Raw genomic sequence first — 18,289 nt, forward strand, 5'->3', positions numbered from 1 at the left:
TCGAAAGGATGCCGGTCAGGCGAGCGACGTCGAGCTCGCGCTGGGGCAGCAGGTAGGCGGCGCCGCGCTCGGCGAGAAAACGCGCGTTACCGGTCTGGTGATCGTCGACCGCATGCGGAAAGGGCACCAGCAGGCTGGCCACCCCGACTGCGGCGAGTTCGGCGACGGTGAGCGCCCCGGCGCGGCAGATCACCAGATCGGCCTCCGCGTAGGCGCCCGCCATGTCCTCGATGAAGGGGCGCAGCTCGCCCTCGACGCCGGCTGCAGCATAGGCCTCGCGCAGCGCGGCGATCTGCTTCTCGCCCGCCTGGTGCAGCACCTGCGGCCTCACTGCGGCGGGGATGCGGGCGAGCGCGAGCGGGACGTTCTCGTTGAGCACCGCGGCGCCCAGGCTGCCGCCCACCACCAGCAGCTTGAGCGGACCGCTGCGTGCAGCGAAACGCGCCTCGGGCGGCGCCACCGCGGCGATCTCGGCGCGCACCGGGTTGCCTACCCATTCGGCGCCGTCGAGCACGCCGGGGAAGCCGGAGAGCACCTTGTCGGCGACCCGCGCCAGCACCCGGTTGGACAGCCCGGCGACCGAGTTCTGTTCGTGCAGCGCCAGCGGCCGCCCGAGCAGCGCCGCCATCATGCCGCCGGGAAAGGTGATGTAGCCGCCCATGCCGAGCACGACGTCGGGCTTCACCCGGCGAAGGCCGCGCAGCGCCTGCCAGAAGCCCGCCAACAGGTTCACCGGTAGCAGCAGCTTGCGCACCAGGCCCTTGCCGCGCAGCGCGCCGAATCGCACCCAGGCGGTCTCGTAACCGCGCGCCGGCACGAGCCGCGCTTCCATGCCGTCCGGGTTGCCCATCCAGACGACGCGCCAGCCCTTCGCACGCAGCGTCTCCGCCACCGCGATGCCGGGGAAGATGTGGCCGCCGGTGCCCCCGGCCATGACGAGCAGGGTCTTCGCCGTCACGCCCCGACCCTCCGCTTCATCTGACGCACTTCCCAGTCGGCCCGCAGCAGGATGCCGAGCGCGATGCAGTTGGCCACCAGACCGGAGCCGCCGAAGCTCATCAGCGGCAGGGTCAGACCCTTGGTCGGCAGCAGGCCCATGTTGACGCCGATGTTGATGAAGGACTGCACGCCGATCCACAGGCCGATACCCTGGGCGACGAGGCCGGTGAAGTAGCGCTCCAGCCGGATCGCCTCGCGCCCGATCACGAAGGCCCGCTGCACCACCACCGCGAACATCACGATCACCGCCAGCACGCCGACGAAGCCGAGCTCCTCGGCGATCACCGCGAGCAGGAAGTCGGTGTGTGCCTCCGGCAGATAGAACAGCTTCTCCACGCTGGCGCCGAGGCCGACCCCGAACAGCTCGCCGCGACCGAAGGCGATCAATGCGTGCGACAGCTGGTAGCCCGAGCCGAAGGCGTCCTGCCACGGGTCCATGAAGCCGAGCAGGCGCTCGAGGCGGTAGGGCGAGATAACGATCAGGCCGACGAAGCCGATCACCGCCAGCAACGCCAGCGGCACGAACACCTTCACGTTGACGCCGCCGAGGAAGAGCACGCCGAATGCGATCACGGTGATGACGACGAAGGCGCCGAAGTCGGGCTCGCGCAGCAGCAGGAAGCCGACGAACAGGATCACCATCAGCATCGGCATGAAGCCGCGCCGGAAGCTGCCCATCAGTTCGAGCTTGCGCACCGTGTAGTCGGCCGTGTAGAGCACCGCGAAAACCTTCATCAGCTCGGACGGCTGCAGGTTGACCGGGCCGAGCGAGAGCCAGCGCTGGGCGCCGTTGACCTCGCGCCCGACGCCCGGGATCAGGACCACGACGAGCAATACCACCCCGGCCACGAAAAGCGCCGGCGCCAGCCGCTGCCACTGGCTCATCGACAGCTGGAAGGCCCCCACCCCGAACGCCGTGCCGACCGCGAGGAAGAGCGCGTGACGCAGCACGAAGAAATAGGGTTGATGGCCGGTGAAGCGACTGCCCTCGGCGATCGCGATCGAGGACGAATACACCATCACCAGGCCGAGCAGCAGCAGGCCTGCGGCCGCCCAGATCAGCGACTGGTCGAGTTCGTGCGCGGGCGCCGCGCCACGCACCGCGGGCCCGGGCTTGCGACCGGAGAACAGGCGACCGAGGGTTCCCGTGAGCTTCACCGTTCCTCCTCCGCCAGCAGGCGGCGCACCGCGGCGACGAAGACCTCGGCCCGGTGCGCGTAGTTGCGGAACATGTCGAGGCTCGCGCAGGCAGGCGAAAGCAGGACGGCGTCCCCCGCCTGCGCCAGTGCCCAGGCCCGCGCCACCGCCTCGTCGAGGTCGGCCGCGTGCTCGAGCGGCACGTCGCAGCCGGCCACCGCGTCGGCAATGAGGCGCGCGTCGCGACCGATCAGCACCAGCGCGCGCGCGCGACGCGCGACGGCGTCGGCCAGCGGGGCGAAGTCCTGACCCTTGCCGTCGCCCCCTGCGATCAGCACGACCCGCCGCTCGAAGCCCGCGAGCGCGGCGACCGTCGCGCCGACGTTGGTGCCCTTGGAATCGTCGTAGAAGCGCACGCCGTCGGCGCGCTCGGCGACCAGCTCGACCCGGTGCGGCAGGCCGCGGAAGGCGCGCAGGCCCGGCAGCAGGGACTCGGGCGGCAGGCTCAGGCCCGCCTCGCACAGCGCGAGCGCGGCGAGCGCGTTGGTGGCATTGTGGCGGCCGGCCAGCGCAAGCTCGTCGGCTCCGATCAGCCGGTTGGCGCCGCGCACGAGCCAGGTGCGCCCAGCGTGCTCGATCAGGCCGTAGTCCCCGGCGCGCGCGGGTGCGCCGAGGCCGAAGCCAACCCGCACGCGCTCGGGCAGGGCCATCGCCATCACGCGGGTGTCGTCGCGGTTCAGCACCTGTGCGCCCTCGCCCTCGAAGATCCCGGCCTTGGTGCGCGCGTAATGATCGAGGTCGAGGTAGCGGTCGAGGTGATCGTCGGTGACGTTAAGCACCGTCGCCGCATCCGCGGCGAGGCCGTGCATGGTCTCGATCTGGAAGCTCGACAGCTCGAGCACCCAGCATTCGGGCAGCTCGACGCCGATCTCGAGACGGTCCATCAGCACCCCGAGCGCGGTCTGACCGATGTTCCCCGCCGCCACCGCGTCCAGTCCCGCGGATTGAGCGAGCGCCGCGGTGAGGGCGGTGGTGGTGGTCTTGCCGTTGGTACCGGTGATGGCGAGGATGCGGGTGCGCTCGCGCACGCCGAGTTCGTCGAGGGCCTGGGCGAGCAGGCTCATCTCGCCGGTCAGCGGCAGGCCGCGGCGCGCTGCTTCGGCGCACACGCCGGTGCGCGGGTCGAGGCCCGGGCTGATCGCCACCAGCTCGATGCCGTCGAGCACCTCGGCGCCGAAGCTGCCGGTGACGATCTCGGCGAGCGGCGCCTCCTCGCGCAGCACGGCCAGGCCGGGCGGCTCCGCGCGGTCGTCGGCCACGCGCAGGCGGGCGCCGCGCAGCGCGCACCAGCGCGCCATCGCGAGACCGGACTCGCCGAGCCCGAGGACCAGTACGGATTTGCCGGTAAGTGAGCTCATCTCAGTTTCAGCGAGGACAGGCCGAACAGCACCAGCATGATGGTGATGATCCAGAAGCGGACGACGACCTGGGTTTCCTTCCAGCCGCCGAGCTCGTAATGGTGGTGCAGCGGCGCCATGCGGAAGATCCGCTTGCCGCCGGAGGCGCGGAAGTAGAGGACCTGCAGCATCACCGACAGGGTCTCGGCGACGAACAGGCCGCCCATGATGAAGAGCACGATCTCCTGGCGCACGATCACCGCGATGGTGCCGAGCGCGGCGCCGAGCGCGAGCGCGCCGACGTCGCCCATGAACACTTCGGCGGGATAGGCGTTGAACCAGAGGAAGCCGAGTCCGGCGCCGCAGATCGCACCGCAGAACACCGCGAGCTCGCCGGCGCCGGCGATGTAGGGCACGCCGAGGTAGCTGGAGAAACCGGAGTGACCGGCGACGTAGGCGAAGATCGCGAGTGCGCCGGCGACCATCACGGTGGGCATGATCGCCAGGCCGTCGAGACCGTCGGTGAGGTTGACCGCATGGCTGGTGCCGTTGATCACGAAGTAGCTCAGCGCGATGAAACCGAGCACGCCGAGCGGCAGCACCACGTCCTTGAAGAAGGGCACGATCATGTCGGTGTGGGCCGGCGTGTCGGCGGTCAGGCCGAGGAAGAGCGCCGCGCCGAGCGCGATCGCCGAGGTCCACAGGTACTTCCAGCGGCTGGCGAGCCCCTTCGGATCGCGATGGACGACCTTGCGCCAGTCGTCGACCCAGCCCACCGCGCCGAAGCCGAGGGTCACGATCAGGGTCACCCAGACATAGGCGTTGCGCAGGTCGCCCCACAGCAGGATGGTGATCGCGATCGAGATCAGGATCAGCGCTCCGCCCATCGTCGGCGTGCCCGCCTTCGTGAGGTGGGACTTGGGACCGTCGTCACGCACCGCCTGTCCGATCTTCTTCGCCGCCAGCCAGCGGATCACCGCCGGCCCGGCCACGAGCGAGATCGCGAGCGCGGTCAGCGCGGCGAGCACGGTGCGCAGCGTGATGTATCCGAAAACGTTGAAGCCGCGGGTTTCCTGGCCGAGCCAGAGGGCGAGTTCGAGCAGCATTTTACAGACCGGTATTCTCTTCGGGGGACGGATTGTGCACTGCAACCAACGCGTCCGCCACTCTTTCCATCCGCATGAAGCGCGAGCCTTTCACAAGCACCACGCTGTCGCGGTCGAGCCGCGGCGCGAGCGCGGCGACGAGCGCCTCGACCGAATCGAAATGCCGCCCGCCCTCGCCGAAATTGCGTGCCGCGAGGGCGCTCAATTCGCCCAGCGCATAGAGCCCGTCGATGCCCTTGCTGCGGGCGTAACCACCGATCTCGTCGTGCGCCTGCGCGCTGCGCTCGCCGATCTCGCCCATGTCGCCGAAGACGAGGAAGGTGCGGCCCGGCATCGCCGCGAGCACATCGATGCCGGCGCGGACCGAATCGGGGTTGGCGTTGTAGCTGTCGTCGAGGAGCAGCGAGCCCTGCGGGCCGACGCGGCGCTGCAGCCTGCCGCGGGTGCCGGTATAGGCACCGAGCCCTTCGGCCACGGCCTCCGGCGACACTCCGGCCGCGAGGCAGGCGGCGGCGGCGGCGGCGGCATTGCTCACGTTGTGCAGGCCGGCGACCTGCAGGTCGACACCGATCGGTCCCTGCGGGGTATCGAGCTCAAGGCGGGCGCCGAGGCCGCGCAGCTCGTGGCGCGCGCGCACGTCGGCCTCCGCCTCGGCACCGAAGCTCAGCACCCGGCGACCGGCGTTGAGGTCCCGCCACAGTGCGGCGTGCGGATCGTCGGCATTGATCACCGCCACCCCGGCCTCGCCCAGCCCCTCGTAGATCGCGCCTTTCTCCCGCGCGACCTCGAGCAGCGAGCCGAGGCCCTGCAGATGGGCACGCTGGGCATTGGTGACCACCGCCACCGTCGGGCGCGCAATCCCGGTAAGGTCGGCGATCTCGCCGGGATGGTTCATGCCCATCTCGATCACCGCGGCACGATGGTAGTCGCGCAGCCCGAGCAGGCTCAGCGGCAGGCCGATGTCGTTGTTCAGGTTGCCATGGGTGGCGAGCACCGACTCCTCGCCGAAGCCATGACGACGCGCCTGCGCCCGCAGGATCGCAGCGCACATCTCCTTCACCGTGGTCTTGCCGTTGCTGCCGGTGATGCCGATCAGCGGCAGCGCGAAATGCGCGCGCCATGCGGAGGCGAGGCTGCCGAGCGCAAGCCGGGTGTCTTCAACCACCAGCAGCGGCAGCGGAGGCGTCCCCAACCAGCGCGTATCGACCATCGCTGCCGCCGCGCCGGCCGCCGCCGCGGCGGCAAGGAAGTCGTGTCCATCGAAACGCTCGCCGCGCAGGGCGACGAACAGCTGTCCCGGCTCGATCGCCCGGCTGTCGGTGCCGACCGAGCCGAAGCGCGCCTCGCCCACCGCACGCGCATCGTGCGCGCCGAGACCGCGCACCGCGTCGAGCAAAGTCATCATCCCTGCGCCCTCCCCCTGTGCCATGCTGCCAGTGCGAACCGCGCCTGCTCGACGTCGGAGAACGGCAATCGCTGACCGAGAATTTCCTGATAGGGCTCGTGCCCCTTGCCCGCCAGCACGACGACGTCGTCCACGCCGGCCTCGCCGATCGCGACGCTGATCGCCTGGCCACGGTCGACGACGCATTCGGCGCTGGCGCCGGCACCGGCGGCGACCGCCTCGATGATCTTCATCGGATCCTCTGTGCGCGGGTTGTCGGTGGTGACCAGCACGCGATCGGCGCGCATGCGCGCCACCTCGCCCATCACCGGGCGCTTGCCCGGGTCGCGGTCGCCGCCGCAGCCGAACACGCACACGAGCCGCCCGCCGCGCGCACGCACGGTATCGCGCACCGCATCGAGCACCTTCGCGAGCGCGTCGGGCGTGTGCGCATAGTCGACCAGCACCAGCGGCTCGCCGACGCCGCCCACGAGTTGCATCCTTCCCTCCGGCGGCACCAGTCGGGCGGCAACGGTCAAGACGTTGTCGAAGGGCTCCTCGCGCAGCAGCAGCGCGCCGATCACCGCGAGCAGGTTGGACACGTTGAAGGGCGCGACCATGCGCACCCGAAGCTCGGCCTGCCGCCCCTCGAAGTGAAGTACGAAGCGCAATCCGGCCGGCGCCACCTGCAGGCGGTCGGCCAGCAGCACGCGCGCGCCCGGCAACAGGCCCGCATTGGCAGCGGAGCCGGTGTAGCCGATCACCTCGTCGCCACGCGCTGACAGTCGGCGCGCGAGGGCGAGCCCGAAGGCGTCGTCGAGGTTGATGACGGCGCGGGCGACGCCCGGCAGCTCGAACAGCCGGGCCTTCGCCGCGGCATAGGCCTCCATCGAGCCGTGATAGTCGAGATGATCGCGGCTCAGATTGGTGAAGATGCCGACATCGAAGCGCGCACCGTTGACTCGCCCTTGGTCGAGGCCGATCGAGGATACTTCCATCGCCGCCGCGCCCGCGCCCGCGCCGAGAAAAGCGGCGAGGTGGCGGTGCAGGTCGAGCGCATCCGGCGTGGTGTTGAGGGCGTCGGCGAGCCGGCCCGGAAAGCCGCAGCCAAGCGTGCCGATGATGCCGCAACCGGTACCCAGCTCCTGCAGGGCCTGAGCGATCCACTGGCTCACCGTGGTCTTGCCGTTGGTGCCGGTGACCCCGGCGAGCCAGAGTCGCTCGGAGGGACGGCCATGAAGCTCGTCGGCGAGATGGCCGCCGAGCTCACGCAGGCCGGCGACCGGCAGCGAGGGCCGCGGCAGCGGGCCCGGATTGAAGCCGTCGGCACTTTCCCACAGCACCGCGGCGGCGCCACGCTCGATCGCGCCGGCGATGTGGCGCCGCCCGTCGGTGGCGAAACCCGGCCATGCAGCGAACAGGTCGCCCGCCCCGACGCGACGCGAGTCGGCGGTGATGCCCGCGGGCCTCACCCCGGCGGTGCGCAGGGCTTCGAGCAGTTCGGCGACGCGCGGATCCGGACTCACATTCCCCTCCGCGCGGGTGCGGCGCCCGCTTCTGCCGCCTCCTCCGCCGGCTTGCGCGCCACGGTGAGCGGTACCAGCGGCGCATCGGGCGCCACGCCGAGGGTGCGCAAGGCGCCTTCGGTGATGCGGGCGAATACCGGCGCCGCCACCGTGCCGCCGTAGAAGGTGCGCCCGCGCGGCTCGTCGACCATCACTGCAACCACCAGGCGCGGGTTCGACAGCGGCGCGATGCCGACGAAGGAAGCGACGTACTTGCGAGTGTAGCGCCCGCCCTCCAGCTTGTTCGCGGTACCGGTCTTGCCGCCCACCCGATAGCCGGGCACCTGAGCGCGGGTCGCGGTGCCACCGGTCGCGGCGGTACCCTCGAGCATCGCACGCATCTCGCGTGCGACCTGCGGCGAGAAAATGCGACGTCCGGCCGAAGGCGGCGTTTCGATCTTGGTCAGCGACAGCGGCAGCAGGTCGCCGTCACGCGCGATGGCGAAGTAGGCACGCGCCATCTGCATCAGATTGACCGAGATGCCATGCCCATAGGACATCGTCGCCTGCTCGATCGGCTTCCAGGTCCTGGCCGGGCGCAGCCGCCCGCCCGCCTCGCCGGGAAAACCGAGATTGAGCGGCGTGCCGAAACCGAGCTGCTCGAACAGATGGTGCAACTCATCGGGGGTGAACATCATCGCCATCTTGACGGTGCCGATGTTCGAGGACTTCTGGATGATCTCGGCAACGGTGAGCACGTCGTGGCGGCTGGAGTCGGAAATCGTCGCGCGCCCGATGGTCATGCGGCCCGGACTGGTGTCGAACTTGGTCGTCGGCTTCACCTTGCCACGCTCGAGCGCGAGGCCGGCAATGAAGGGCTTCATGATCGAACCCGGCTCGAAGGTGTCGGTGAACACCCGGTTGCGCAGTTGCTCGCCCGTCAGGTTGCTGCGATTGTTGGGGTTGTAGGTGGGCGCATTGACCAGCGCGAGCACCTCGCCGGTGCGCACGTCGAGGACCACCGCGGCGCCGGCCTTGGCATTGTGCGTTTCGACCGCCTCGCGCAGCGCGGACCAGGCGAGGTACTGGATCTTGCCGTCGATCGACAGCGACAGATCGGCGCCGTCACGCGGCGGACGGATCGACTCCACGTCCTCGACGATGCTGCCGCGACGGTCCTTGATCACCCGCCGCGCGCCCGGCACACCGGCGAGCTGCTTCTCGTAGGCGAGCTCGATGCCTTCCTGGCCACGATCCTCGACGCTGGTGAAGCCGATCATGTGGGCGTTGACCTCGCCGCCGGGATAGAAGCGACGGTATTCCTGCTGCTGGTGGACGCCGGGCAGCTTGAGCTCGGCGACCTGCTCCGCGACCTCGGGCGCCACCTGGCGCTTCAGATAGACGAAGTCGCGGCCGTTGGCGAGCCGCTCGTTGAGCTCGCGCACGTCCATCTCGAGCAGGCCGGCCAGCTTGCGCGCATCGGCCGGCTGCAGGCGGGCATCCGCAGGGATCGCCCACACCGACTTCACCGGAGTACTCACCGCGAGCATCTCGCCATGACGGTCGGTGATCCGCCCGCGCGTGGCCGGCACCTCGATCGTGCGTGCGTAGCGCGATTCGCCTTTCTGCTGCAGGAAACCGTCGTTCACCGCCTGCAGGTAAAAGGCGCGTCCGGCAAGCACCGCCGAACCGGCAAGCAGCGCCAGCAGCAACAGACGCGGCCGCCACACCGGCAGCTCGCGCTCGAGCAGCGGATTGTCCTTGAAGGTGACGCCCGCCTTCCTCATGGCTGCGACTCCATCACCAGCACCTGCCCCGGCGCCGGGACCGCCATGTCGAGGCGAGCGCGGGCGAAGCGCTCGACGCGGGCGTGCGCCGCCCAGGTACTCTGCTCGAGCTGCAGCTGCCCCCACTCGACCTCGAGGTCGTGGGCGCGGGCCTGTTCACGCTCCAGCTCGGAGAACAGCTTGCGTGCCTGATGCTGTGCCGACACTACGCCGAAGGCGCTCGAGACGACGAGGGCGACGAGGATCGCGTCCAGACGGACCGTACGGATCATGCGGCCTCCGTCCGTTCGGCAACGCGCATCACTGCGCTGCGCGAACGCGGATTCGCCGCGACCTCGTCTGCGCCCGGCCGCAGCGCCTTGCCGACCAGACGCAGGCGTGGCGGCGGCAGTTCGGCAGCACGCAGCGGCAGCCGCGCGGGCAGGGCCGGGGGGCGCGAGGCGTCGCGCATGAAGCGCTTGACGATGCGATCCTCGAGCGAATGAAAGCTGATCACCGCAAGTCGGCCGCCCGGCCGCAGGCGATCGACACAGACCGGCAGCACGCGCGTCAGCTCCTCGAGTTCCTGATTGACGAAAATCCGTAAAGCCTGGAAGGAGCGAGTCGCCGGGTGCTGCCCCGGCTCGCGCGTACGGACCGCTTTTTCCACGATCGCGGCAAGTTGTCCAGTGGTTGCGACAGCCCCCCCTGCCCGAGCAGCAGCAATCGCCTTTGCAATCGCATGAGCAAACCGTTCTTCGCCATAGTCTCTCAGCACCTCAGTAATCTCACCGACCGACGCCGTCGCCAGCCATTGCGCCGCGGTCTGGCCGCGGCTCGTATCCATGCGCATGTCCAGGGGCGCATCGAAGCGGAAACTCATGCCGCGCGCGCCATCGTCGATCTGCGGCGAGGACACGCCCAGATCGAGCAGCACGCCATCGACCTGGCCCACGCCCAGCCGCTCGAGTTCCTCGTCCAGCGCGCTGAAGGGCGCATGCACGAGCGTCAGGCGCCCATCCTCGATCGTCCGTCCGGCGGCGATCGCCGCGGGATCGCGGTCGAACGCAATCAGCCTGCCGGCGGGCCCCAGACGGGCGAGCAGCGCACGACTGTGCCCGCCGCGCCCGAAGGTGCCATCGACATACACGCCGTCGGTGCGCGGGACGAGGGCATCCACGGCCTCGGCCAGCAGCACGGTGACGTGCGCGTTCGGAACCTCCGCCGGGATCACAGCGCGAGACTCTCGAAACCGCCCGGCAGATCGGACTTGGCCAGCGCGAACATCGCTTCCTGCTGCTGCTGCCAGCCGGCATCCGACCACAGTTCGAAATGGCTGCCCTGACCCACCAGCCAGACCTGCTTCTCGAGCTCGGCGAAGCGGCGCAGCGAAGGAGCGATCAGCACACGCCCGGCGGCGTCGAGCGTCTCTTCCTGGGCGAAGCCGACGAGCAGGCGCTTGAGCTGCGCCGACTGGATGTCGAAGCTGGACTTCGAGAGCACCAGGTCGCGGATGGGAATCCAGGCGGGGACGGGATAGACGAGCAGGCAGCCGTGAGGATGCGCGGTCAGCACGACCAGTCCATCCTCGATGGCGAGCGCATCCCGATGGCGAGCGGGAATCGCGAGACGCCCCTTCGCATCGAGATTGAGCGCTGCGGCTCCCTGGAACATTTACCCCCCTCAGGCATGCCGGCAAAGCGTCGCAAATGACACTTCACCCCACTTTTTTCCACTTGCCCCCACTTTATTGGAAAGGCTTTTTAGGGTCAAGGCGGGTTCAGGGGGATTTTCTTTGTTACACAATGACTTATGCGCACCTTACGAACCCGCATAAACCCTGAAAAATCAAGGACGATAGCGAACTCGGCTGAGGTAAGGGACGAACTCGAACACTCCCCCCCGACATGTGGGGGAAAGTGGGGAGAAATGCACGAATGGAGGTCGATTCGATGACGCTCGCAAGGGCCGGGGGCCTCGTCGGAATAAATCTGCGTCGCGGCCCGTGCGTATGGACCGTCGCGCGCCGGCGGTCCGGAGAAAACGGGGGGGGGGGGAAGTTCGCCGATAAGCCGGGTTCTGTCGAGCGGCAGTGGCGCGAACCACGACCGCCGGGCAGTCATTCCTCTGGGCGACGCGTTGCCGCGCCGCTCTAGCAGCCTACCCGGGAGCGACGCGAGCCACGCCGATGCTCCCCTATTTGGCCTTGCCCCGAATGGGGTTTACCGTGCCAGTCCTGTCACCAGTCCTGCGGTGGGCTCTTACCCCACCCTTTCACCCTTGCCTGATCCCCTCGCGAGGCCATCGGCGGTCTGCTCTCTGTTGCACTTTCCGTCGCCTCACGGCGCCCGGCCGTTAGCCGGCATTCTGCTCTGCGGGGCCCGGACTTTCCTCCACACGCGAAACACGTGCAGCGACTGCCTGGCGAACTTCCCGCCTACGATTATACGCGGACGTAGCCACAAACGCGGTGCGGCGGCGACGGACTCAGACCATGCGCCAGGCGACCGCCTCGCCCGCGCGCAGCGGCACCAGCGGATCGTTCTCCAGGTAATCGTAAGCGTCCGGCACGGTCCATGCATCGCGCGCCAGCGTGATGCGATCCGTATTGGGCGGGAGGCCGTAGAAAGCCGGGCCGTTGAGACTGGCGAAGGCCTCCAGCTTATCGAGCGCGCCCGCCGCGTGGAATGCTTCGGCATACAGTTCGATCCCTGCGTGCGCGGTGTAGCAGCCGGCGCAGCCGCACGCGTTCTCCTTCGTGCTGCGTGCATGGGGCGCGGAGTCGGTGCCGAGGAAGAAGCGCGCATGCCCCGACGTCACCGCTTCCACCAGCGCCTGGCGGTGGGTCTCGCGCTTGAGCACCGGCAGGCAGTAGTGGTGCGGACGGATGCCGCCGGCGAAGATCGCGTTGCGGTTGAGCAGGAGGTGATGGGCGGTGACGGTCGCGCCGACGTTGGCACCCGCGGCACGCACGAATTGCGCCGCCTCGGCGGTGGTGATGTGCTCGAACACCACGCGCAGACCAGGGAAGCGCCGCACCAGCGGCGACAGGACGCGTTCGATGAAGGCCCGCTCGCGGTCGAACACGTCCACATCAGCGGCGGTGACCTCGCCATGAACGCACAGCACCATGCCGCGGGCCTCCATGCGCTCGAGGACCGGATGGACGCGGTCGATCGCGGTCACGCCGGCGTCGGAGTTGGTGGTGGCGCCGGCCGGGTAGAGCTTGGCGGCGACGATCCTGCCGCTCGCCTTCGCGCGGTCGATCTCGTCCGGATCGGTGTTGTCGGTCAGGTAGAGACTCATCAGCGGCTCGAAGCTGCTGCCCGGCACCGCGGCCAGGATGCGCTCGCGATAGGCGAGTGCCTGCTCGGTGGTGGTCACCGGCGGTCTCAGGTTGGGCATGATCAACGCACGGCCGAAACGCGCGGCGGTATGCGGCACCACTGCGGTCAGCGCCGCGTCGTCCCGCACGTGCAGATGCCAGTCGTCCGGGCGGATCAGGGTAATCGATTGCATGGAGGAGCCATCCCTAAGCGGAAGCCTTCATTATAGGCATTCGCGTGCGCGCGGGCTGCGGCGCGGCGCTCGCCGGAAGGCCCCGGCGGCTAGTCCTGCTTCAGCTCGAGGGCGCGTGCGTAGAGCGCGTTCTTCGGCGCCCCGGTGATCTCGGCCGCCAGCCTGGCGGCGCGCTTGAGCGGCAGCTCGGCGAGCAACAGGCCGAGGACGCGCTCCGCCTCGGCATCGAGCCCCACCGCCGCCGGTACGCCGTCGACCACCAGGACGAACTCGCCCCGGCCGCGGTTCGGGTCGGCGGCGAACCAGGCGGCCGCATCCCCCAGGCTGAGGCGGACGATCTGCTCGTGCAGCTTGGTCATCTCGCGCGCGACCAGGATGCCGCGCGAGGGGCCGAAGACCTCGGCCATGTCGACCACGCACTCGACCACCCGGTGCGGCGCCTCGTAGAACACGAGCGCCTCGGCCGCATCGGCCAGAGCGGCGAGCCGGCTGCGGCGCGCGCCCGACTTCGGCGACAGGAAGCCGACGAAGCGGAACCCGCCATCCGCCCAGCCCGACACCGACAGCGCGGCGATCGCCGCACAGGCACCCGGCACCGGCACCACCGGATGGCCGGCCTCACGTACGCGCGCCACCGCGCGCGCGCCCGGGTCGGACACCGCCGGCGTGCCCGCATCCGATATCAGTGCCACCTGCCGGCCTTCGGCCAGGCGCTCGATCAGCTTGCCGGCAGCCTCCTGCTCGTTGTGCTCGTGCAGCGCCAGCATCGGCGCGCGGATCCCGCAGGCATCGAGCAGGCGCTGGCTGTGGCGGGTGTCCTCCGCCGCTATCAGGTCGACCGCGCCGAGCACGGCGAGCGCACGCAGGCTGACATCCTGCAGGTTCCCGAGCGGCGTGGCCACCACATATAATGACGGTGTGCTAGAAAGCGGCGAACCCGAGGGAGCAGGAGGAAGGATCATGAGAACAGCCCAGGTGATGGATGAAGCACTGCCCGGAGACGGGACTTGAGCAGGGCGCAAGGCATTGTCGGCGCTCCCCCGACGCCGGCGCAAGCGCGTGGTCGGGCCGCGGAGGATCTCGCCGCCCGCCATCTCGTCTCGCATGGACTGCGCATCCTGGAACGCAACGTGCGGTGCCGCGGCGGCGAGGTCGATCTGATCTGCCTCGATTGCGGCGCCATCGTCTTCGTCGAGGTGCGCCTGCGCACCAACCCCCGCTTCGGCGGCGCCGCGGAAAGCATCACCGCCGCCAAGCGCCGCCGCATCCTGCTGGCCGCGCAGTGGTGGCTCGGAGGCCGGGGCCGCCGCTTCGCCGCCGCGGCCTGCCGCTTCGATGCGGTCGTGCTCGACCAGCTCGACGAAGCCGCGGTGTCTTGGCTGCGCGGCGCGTTCGATGCCGGATGAAACCCCATGCTAGACTGCGCCATCCGTATGGATGAGGACACCATGGACCTGATCGACCGCATCTCGCGGCAGTTCGAGGACAGCGCCCGTGCCACGCTGGATGCGCTCGACGCACTCGCGGCACCCATCGCTGGCGCGGTCGAGATCATCACCGGCAGCCTGCTCGACAACGGCAAGGTGTTCGCGTGCGGCAGCGGGCGCGGCGTCGACGACGCCATGCGCTTCGCGGCAGCGATGGCCGACGGCTTCGAGATGGAGCGCCCGCCGCTGGCGGCGATCGCGCTCCCGGGTGGCGACGAGGATCCTTTCTCGCGCCGGATCGGCGCCCTCGGCCAGCCGGGCGACGTCCTGCTCGCGATCGCCACCGAGTCCGGCGGCGAAGGCATCGGCGCGGCGATCGCCGCCGCCCATGAGCGCGACATGCGCGTCATCGCCCTCACCGCCTGCGATGCCGACATGATCGAGGCCCAGCTCGCGCCGGGCGACGTCCCCATCCGCATTTCCGCCGAGCGCACCGGGCATGTGCTGCAGCTCCAGCAGCTCGTTCTCCACTGCCTGTGCGACGGCATCGACTGTCTCTTGCTTGGAGTAGAAGACTGATGACGACCCCCGCCCTTCCCCAACGGCGCACCCTCCTGCTCGGCTTGCTCGCCACCGGCAGTCTCCCGCTCCTGCAGGGCTGCTTCCCGATCGTTGCCACCGGCGTCGGTGCCGGCGCCGCGATGGTATCCGACCGCCGCACGAGTGGCGCCTACGTCGAGGACGAAGCGATCGAGTGGAAGATCAAATCGCGCATCGCCGAGCGCTTCGGCGACTCGGCTCACGTGAACGTGACCTCCTACAACCGCATCGTGCTGCTTACGGGCGAAGCGCCGAACGAGGCCTCCCGCAGTGCGCTCGACGGCATCGCATCGGGGGTAGAGAACGTCACCGGGCTGGTGAACGAGGTCGCCGTGGGACCGAACTCGTCGCTGAGCGCGCGTGCGAACGACACGCTGATCACCTCCAACGTCAAGGCTCGATTCGTAGACGCGCAGCGCTTCTCGGCGCACAACGTGAAAGTCGTCACCGAGGCGAACGTGGTTTTCCTGCTCGGCCTCGTGACCCGCGCGGAGGCCGACGCCGCCGCCGAGATCGCCAGCACCAGCAAGGGGGTGCGCAAGGTGGTGCGCGTGTTCGAGTACATCAGCGACGATGAAGCGCGCCGGCTCGACAACCGCCTCGGAACGGCCGAGCGCAAGTAAGCCAAAGGGCGGCGCCAGCGCCGGCGCCGCCCCCTTTCGTCTGCGCAGCGCTCAGCGCGCCGCGAGCGCGTCGAGCAGCTTCTGATGGATCCCGCCGAAGCCGCCGTTGCTCATCACCAGCACGTGATCGCCGGCCCGCGCCTGCGCCGCCACCTCGGCCACCACGTCCTCGAGCGAATCGGAGCAGTACGCCTTGCCGCCGAGGGGCGCAAGCGCCTCCGCTGCATCCCATTCCAGCCCGCCGGTGAAACAGCACACGGCATCGGCGCTCGCCAGGCTGGCCGGCAGCTGGGCCTTCATCACCCCGAGCTTCATCGTGTTCGAGCGCGGCTCGAGCACCGCCAGGATCCGCCCCTGCGGCTCGCGCCGACGCAGGCCATCGACGGTGAGCGCGATCGCCGTCGGATGGTGGGCGAAGTCGTCGTACACCCGCACCCCGCCCTCGGTCCCGCGCAACTCCAGCCGACGCTTGATGCCACGGAAGCGGCCCAGGCTCTCGATCGCCTGCACCGGCGTGACGCCGACGTGCCGGGCGGCGGCGATCGCGGCCAGCGCGTTGCTGCGGTTGTGGCTGCCCGCCAGCGGCAGTGCCACCCTGCCCTGCTCCACCCCGTCCAGACTGAACACCGCCTCCGCCTCGCTCGCCCCGACCTCGACCTGCCAGCGGCCCTCGCCGCCGAACCACTCGAGCTCCGACCAGCAGCCTCGTTCGATCACCCGCTGCAGGCTGGACTCTGCGCCGTTGGCGATGATCCTGCCGGTCGACGGCATCACACGCACGAGATGGTGAAATTGCGTCTCGATCGCCGCAAGATCGGCAAAGATATCGGCGTGGTCGAACTCGAGATTGTTGAGGATCGCGGTGCGGGGCCGGTAATGGACGAACTTCGAGCGTTTGTCGCAGAAGGCGGTGTCGTACTCGTCGGCCTCGATGACGAAGAAGGGCGCTTCGGTCAGGCGCGCGGAGACTCCGAAATCGTTCGGCACCCCCCCCACCAGGAAGCCTGGATTCAGCCCCGCATCCTCGAGGATCCATGCCAGCATCGAGGTGGTCGTGGTCTTGCCGTGCGTGCCAGCCACGCCGAGCACCCAACGCCCGGCGAGCACATGTTCGGCGAGCCACTGCGGCCCCGACACATAGGGCAGGCCGCGGTCGAGGATGGCCTCGAGCAGCGGGTTGCCGCGCGAGACCGCATTGCCGACCACGAACAGGTCGGGGGCGAGCGCGACCTGGGCCGGATCGTAGCCCTCGGTCAACGCGATGCCCTGCTCCTCGAGCTGGCTGCTCATCGGCGGATAGACGTTGGCGTCGCAGCCGGTCACGGTGTGGCCCGCGGCGCGCGCGAGGAGCGCCACGCCACCCATGAAGGTGCCGCAGATGCCGAGAATATGGATATGCATGAAGGCTCCGGGGGCGGGCCGTCATCCCGATGAAACCGGCCCATGTACAATGGGCGCGATTCTACCTGATGGCGGCGATGCCACTTCAGCCGGCGCCGCTCCCGAACCGATCGCCGGACCCTGCCCGGACAGCCCATGCCCACATCTGCTCACGCCTCCCGCGTCGCCGCAGTGCGCCGGGAAATCGCTTCGCTTGCCGCGCGCATGATGGCCGAGGACGGCATCAGCGATTTCGGCTTCGCCAAGCGCAAGGCCGCGCGCCAGCTCGGCGTCGGCGACACGGTCGCCCTCCCCAACAATGCGGAGATCGAGGCCGAACTGCGCGCCTGGCAGGCGCTCTACCAGGACGACGAACAGGCCGAGCGCCTGCGCGAGATGCGCCTGGCGGCGGCGGGCCTGATGCGTCTGCTCGCCGACTTCCGCCCCTATCTCACCGGCGGCGCGCTCGACGGCACCGCCGGGCGCTACTCCGAGTTGGAGATCGAGGTGTTCCCGGAAAGCGCGAAAGAGGTGGAGATCTTCTTTCTCAACCAGGACTTCCCCTATGAGCACCGCGAGCCGCGCCGCCCCGCACCGCATGCGCCAGAGGCAGTTCTCGCCTTCGACTGGGAAGACGTTCCGGTACGCCTGTCGATCTACCACACGGGTGCCGAACGCGCCGGCAAGCGCGGCCAGGAACGTGCCCGCCTCGCCCAGGTCGAAGCCCTCCTCAACGCGCCTGCCTCCAGCGGCGCGCCAAGCGACACGGATGAACAGTCATGAACAAGACGACCCGCTTCGCCCTCGTTGCCGGCATCGCACTGATCGCCGGCGTTGCCGGCTTCCTCACCCGCCAGCATTTTCCGACCGGCGACAGCGACGCCACACACGAGGTCCCGTCCGCCGCGATGGACGCTCTGTTCGCCCTCGAACTGCCGGACACCGAAGGCAGGCCACAGCCGATGTCGCAATGGAAGGGCAAGGTCGTGGTGGCCAACTTCTGGGCCACCTGGTGTCCGCCCTGCCGCAAGGAAATCCCCGAGTTCGCCGAGGTCAGCGAGGCCCTCGCCGGCGAGCCGGTGCAGTTCGTGGGCATCAGCATCGATTCGGCGGAGAAGGTGCGTGCCTTCGACGACGAGATGGACGTCCCGTACCCGCTGCTGATCGCCTCTCACGAGGTGCTGGCACTCGCCGCGCAGTTCGGCAACACCGCCCAGGCCCTGCCCTTCACCGTGATCATCGACCGCGAGGGCAAGCCGGCCCACATCAAGCTCGGCACCTTGAACAAGGCCGAACTGGAGCGCAGAATCCACCCGCTGCTCGGGTCCTGAACACCCCACGAGCCGTCCGCCGACCGACCGCGGCACGGACCGCAACGAAGGCGGCCACGCTGGACAACGTGCTGCCATTTACGGCAAACTTGCCGCTATGACGCGTTCAAAACGC

The 18,289-nt window shown here is 69.4% G+C and carries 18 protein-coding genes and 1 other RNA gene; 5 read left to right on the forward strand and 14 right to left on the reverse strand.

Annotation, left to right across the window (positions count from 1 at the left end):
* The 13 genes from murG to rsmI form a co-directional block, all read right to left on the reverse strand.
* Positions 1 to 934 (reverse strand): undecaprenyldiphospho-muramoylpentapeptide beta-N-acetylglucosaminyltransferase (gene murG / locus BB334_RS02490; RefSeq protein WP_068804432.1); only part of this gene is annotated, 934 nt, incomplete at its 3' end.
* Between the two features lie 20 nt (positions 935 to 954).
* Positions 955 to 2,157, reverse strand: a complete 1,203-nt coding sequence (gene ftsW / locus BB334_RS18370; RefSeq protein ID WP_083200239.1) for a putative lipid II flippase FtsW — start codon at positions 2,155 to 2,157, stop codon at positions 955 to 957.
* Positions 2,154 to 3,554 carry a UDP-N-acetylmuramoyl-L-alanine--D-glutamate ligase gene (gene murD / locus BB334_RS02500; protein WP_068803972.1) on the reverse strand — a complete coding sequence of 467 codons (1,401 nt, stop codon included), beginning with the start codon at positions 3,552 to 3,554 and terminating at the stop codon, positions 2,154 to 2,156. The genes ftsW and murD overlap by 4 nt, the downstream gene beginning before the upstream one ends.
* The gene (gene mraY / locus BB334_RS02505) at positions 3,551 to 4,639 is read right to left on the reverse strand and encodes a phospho-N-acetylmuramoyl-pentapeptide-transferase (RefSeq protein WP_068803974.1); all 1,089 of its coding nucleotides are present in this window, start codon (positions 4,637 to 4,639) and stop codon (positions 3,551 to 3,553) included. The genes murD and mraY overlap by 4 nt, the downstream gene beginning before the upstream one ends.
* A 1-nt stretch (position 4,640) precedes the next feature.
* Positions 4,641 to 6,044 carry a UDP-N-acetylmuramoyl-tripeptide--D-alanyl-D-alanine ligase gene (locus BB334_RS02510; RefSeq protein WP_068803976.1) on the reverse strand — a complete coding sequence of 468 codons (1,404 nt, stop codon included), beginning with the start codon at positions 6,042 to 6,044 and terminating at the stop codon, positions 4,641 to 4,643.
* Positions 6,041 to 7,549, reverse strand: coding sequence for a UDP-N-acetylmuramoyl-L-alanyl-D-glutamate--2,6-diaminopimelate ligase (locus BB334_RS02515; RefSeq protein ID WP_068803977.1), 1,509 nt, complete (start codon positions 7,547 to 7,549; stop codon positions 6,041 to 6,043). The genes BB334_RS02510 and BB334_RS02515 overlap by 4 nt, the downstream gene beginning before the upstream one ends.
* The gene (locus tag BB334_RS02520) at positions 7,546 to 9,315 is read right to left on the reverse strand and encodes a peptidoglycan D,D-transpeptidase FtsI family protein (RefSeq protein ID WP_068803979.1); all 1,770 of its coding nucleotides are present in this window, start codon (positions 9,313 to 9,315) and stop codon (positions 7,546 to 7,548) included. The genes BB334_RS02515 and BB334_RS02520 overlap by 4 nt, the downstream gene beginning before the upstream one ends.
* The gene (gene ftsL, locus BB334_RS02525; protein WP_068803981.1) at positions 9,312 to 9,587 is read right to left on the reverse strand and encodes a cell division protein FtsL; all 276 of its coding nucleotides are present in this window, start codon (positions 9,585 to 9,587) and stop codon (positions 9,312 to 9,314) included. The genes BB334_RS02520 and ftsL overlap by 4 nt, the downstream gene beginning before the upstream one ends.
* Complete coding sequence (gene rsmH, locus BB334_RS02530) at positions 9,584 to 10,525, reverse strand: 16S rRNA (cytosine(1402)-N(4))-methyltransferase RsmH (RefSeq protein ID WP_068804436.1); 942 nt, start codon at positions 10,523 to 10,525, stop codon at positions 9,584 to 9,586. The genes ftsL and rsmH overlap by 4 nt, the downstream gene beginning before the upstream one ends.
* Positions 10,525 to 10,968, reverse strand: a complete 444-nt coding sequence (gene mraZ, locus BB334_RS02535; RefSeq protein WP_068803983.1) for a division/cell wall cluster transcriptional repressor MraZ — start codon at positions 10,966 to 10,968, stop codon at positions 10,525 to 10,527. Before mraZ ends, rsmH begins: the two co-directional genes overlap by 1 nt.
* Before the next feature lie 378 nt (positions 10,969 to 11,346).
* Positions 11,347 to 11,727, reverse strand: an RNA gene (gene rnpB / locus BB334_RS02540) — RNase P RNA component class A.
* A gap of 54 nt (positions 11,728 to 11,781) precedes the next feature.
* On the reverse strand, positions 11,782 to 12,813 hold the full coding sequence (gene pyrC, locus BB334_RS02545; protein ID WP_068803985.1) for a dihydroorotase: 1,032 nt from the start codon (positions 12,811 to 12,813) through the stop codon (positions 11,782 to 11,784).
* A gap of 89 nt (positions 12,814 to 12,902) precedes the next feature.
* Positions 12,903 to 13,775, reverse strand: coding sequence for a 16S rRNA (cytidine(1402)-2'-O)-methyltransferase (gene rsmI / locus BB334_RS02550; protein WP_068803987.1), 873 nt, complete (start codon positions 13,773 to 13,775; stop codon positions 12,903 to 12,905).
* A 45-nt stretch (positions 13,776 to 13,820) separates the two neighbouring features.
* Between rsmI and BB334_RS02555 the strand changes: the two genes are divergently transcribed.
* The 3 genes from BB334_RS02555 to BB334_RS02565 are packed head-to-tail and all read left to right on the forward strand — an operon-like array spanning position 13,821 to position 15,463.
* On the forward strand, positions 13,821 to 14,219 hold the full coding sequence (locus BB334_RS02555) for a YraN family protein (RefSeq protein WP_068803989.1): 399 nt from the start codon (positions 13,821 to 13,823) through the stop codon (positions 14,217 to 14,219).
* Positions 14,220 to 14,261: 42 nt separating this feature from the next.
* On the forward strand, positions 14,262 to 14,819 hold the full coding sequence (locus BB334_RS02560) for an SIS domain-containing protein (protein ID WP_068804438.1): 558 nt from the start codon (positions 14,262 to 14,264) through the stop codon (positions 14,817 to 14,819).
* Complete coding sequence (locus tag BB334_RS02565; protein ID WP_068803991.1) at positions 14,819 to 15,463, forward strand: BON domain-containing protein; 645 nt, start codon at positions 14,819 to 14,821, stop codon at positions 15,461 to 15,463. Before BB334_RS02560 ends, BB334_RS02565 begins: the two co-directional genes overlap by 1 nt.
* Before the next feature lie 51 nt (positions 15,464 to 15,514).
* On the opposite strand, the gene mpl is transcribed toward BB334_RS02565, so the two are convergent.
* The gene (gene mpl, locus BB334_RS02570; protein WP_068803993.1) at positions 15,515 to 16,864 is read right to left on the reverse strand and encodes a UDP-N-acetylmuramate:L-alanyl-gamma-D-glutamyl-meso-diaminopimelate ligase; all 1,350 of its coding nucleotides are present in this window, start codon (positions 16,862 to 16,864) and stop codon (positions 15,515 to 15,517) included.
* A 135-nt stretch (positions 16,865 to 16,999) separates the two neighbouring features.
* On the opposite strand from mpl, the gene BB334_RS02575 reads away from it, so the two are divergent.
* Positions 17,000 to 17,626, forward strand: a complete 627-nt coding sequence (locus tag BB334_RS02575; protein ID WP_068803995.1) for a hypothetical protein — start codon at positions 17,000 to 17,002, stop codon at positions 17,624 to 17,626.
* On the forward strand, positions 17,623 to 18,174 hold the full coding sequence (locus BB334_RS02580) for a TlpA family protein disulfide reductase (RefSeq protein WP_068803997.1): 552 nt from the start codon (positions 17,623 to 17,625) through the stop codon (positions 18,172 to 18,174). The genes BB334_RS02575 and BB334_RS02580 overlap by 4 nt, the downstream gene beginning before the upstream one ends.
* Positions 18,175 to 18,289 lie beyond the last annotated feature (115 nt).

The sequence above is a fragment of the Thauera phenolivorans genome (genome assembly GCF_001696715.1).
Classification (GTDB): Bacteria; Pseudomonadota; Gammaproteobacteria; order Burkholderiales; family Rhodocyclaceae; genus Thauera; species Thauera phenolivorans.

What these genes read in the sequence shown, in the direction of transcription:
- murD (WP_068803972.1), bottom strand. Translation starts at nt 3,554, where the DNA reads ATGAGCTCACTTACCGGCAAATCCGTACTGGTCCTCGGGCTCGGCGAG.
- mraY (WP_068803974.1), bottom strand. Translation starts at nt 4,639, where the DNA reads ATGCTGCTCGAACTCGCCCTCTGGCTCGGCCAGGAAACCCGCGGCTTC.
- BB334_RS02510 (WP_068803976.1), bottom strand. Translation starts at nt 6,044, where the DNA reads ATGATGACTTTGCTCGACGCGGTGCGCGGTCTCGGCGCGCACGATGCG.
- BB334_RS02520 (WP_068803979.1), bottom strand. Translation starts at nt 9,315, where the DNA reads ATGAGGAAGGCGGGCGTCACCTTCAAGGACAATCCGCTGCTCGAGCGC.
- ftsL (WP_068803981.1), bottom strand. Translation starts at nt 9,587, where the DNA reads ATGATCCGTACGGTCCGTCTGGACGCGATCCTCGTCGCCCTCGTCGTC.
- mraZ (WP_068803983.1), bottom strand. Translation starts at nt 10,968, where the DNA reads ATGTTCCAGGGAGCCGCAGCGCTCAATCTCGATGCGAAGGGGCGTCTC.
- pyrC (WP_068803985.1), bottom strand. Translation starts at nt 12,813, where the DNA reads ATGCAATCGATTACCCTGATCCGCCCGGACGACTGGCATCTGCACGTG.
- rsmI (WP_068803987.1), bottom strand. Translation starts at nt 13,775, where the DNA reads ATGATCCTTCCTCCTGCTCCCTCGGGTTCGCCGCTTTCTAGCACACCG.
- BB334_RS02560 (WP_068804438.1), top strand. Translation starts at nt 14,262, where the DNA reads ATGGACCTGATCGACCGCATCTCGCGGCAGTTCGAGGACAGCGCCCGT.
- BB334_RS02565 (WP_068803991.1), top strand. Translation starts at nt 14,819, where the DNA reads ATGACGACCCCCGCCCTTCCCCAACGGCGCACCCTCCTGCTCGGCTTG.
- mpl (WP_068803993.1), bottom strand. Translation starts at nt 16,864, where the DNA reads ATGCATATCCATATTCTCGGCATCTGCGGCACCTTCATGGGTGGCGTG.
- BB334_RS02575 (WP_068803995.1), top strand. Translation starts at nt 17,000, where the DNA reads ATGCCCACATCTGCTCACGCCTCCCGCGTCGCCGCAGTGCGCCGGGAA.
- BB334_RS02580 (WP_068803997.1), top strand. Translation starts at nt 17,623, where the DNA reads ATGAACAAGACGACCCGCTTCGCCCTCGTTGCCGGCATCGCACTGATC.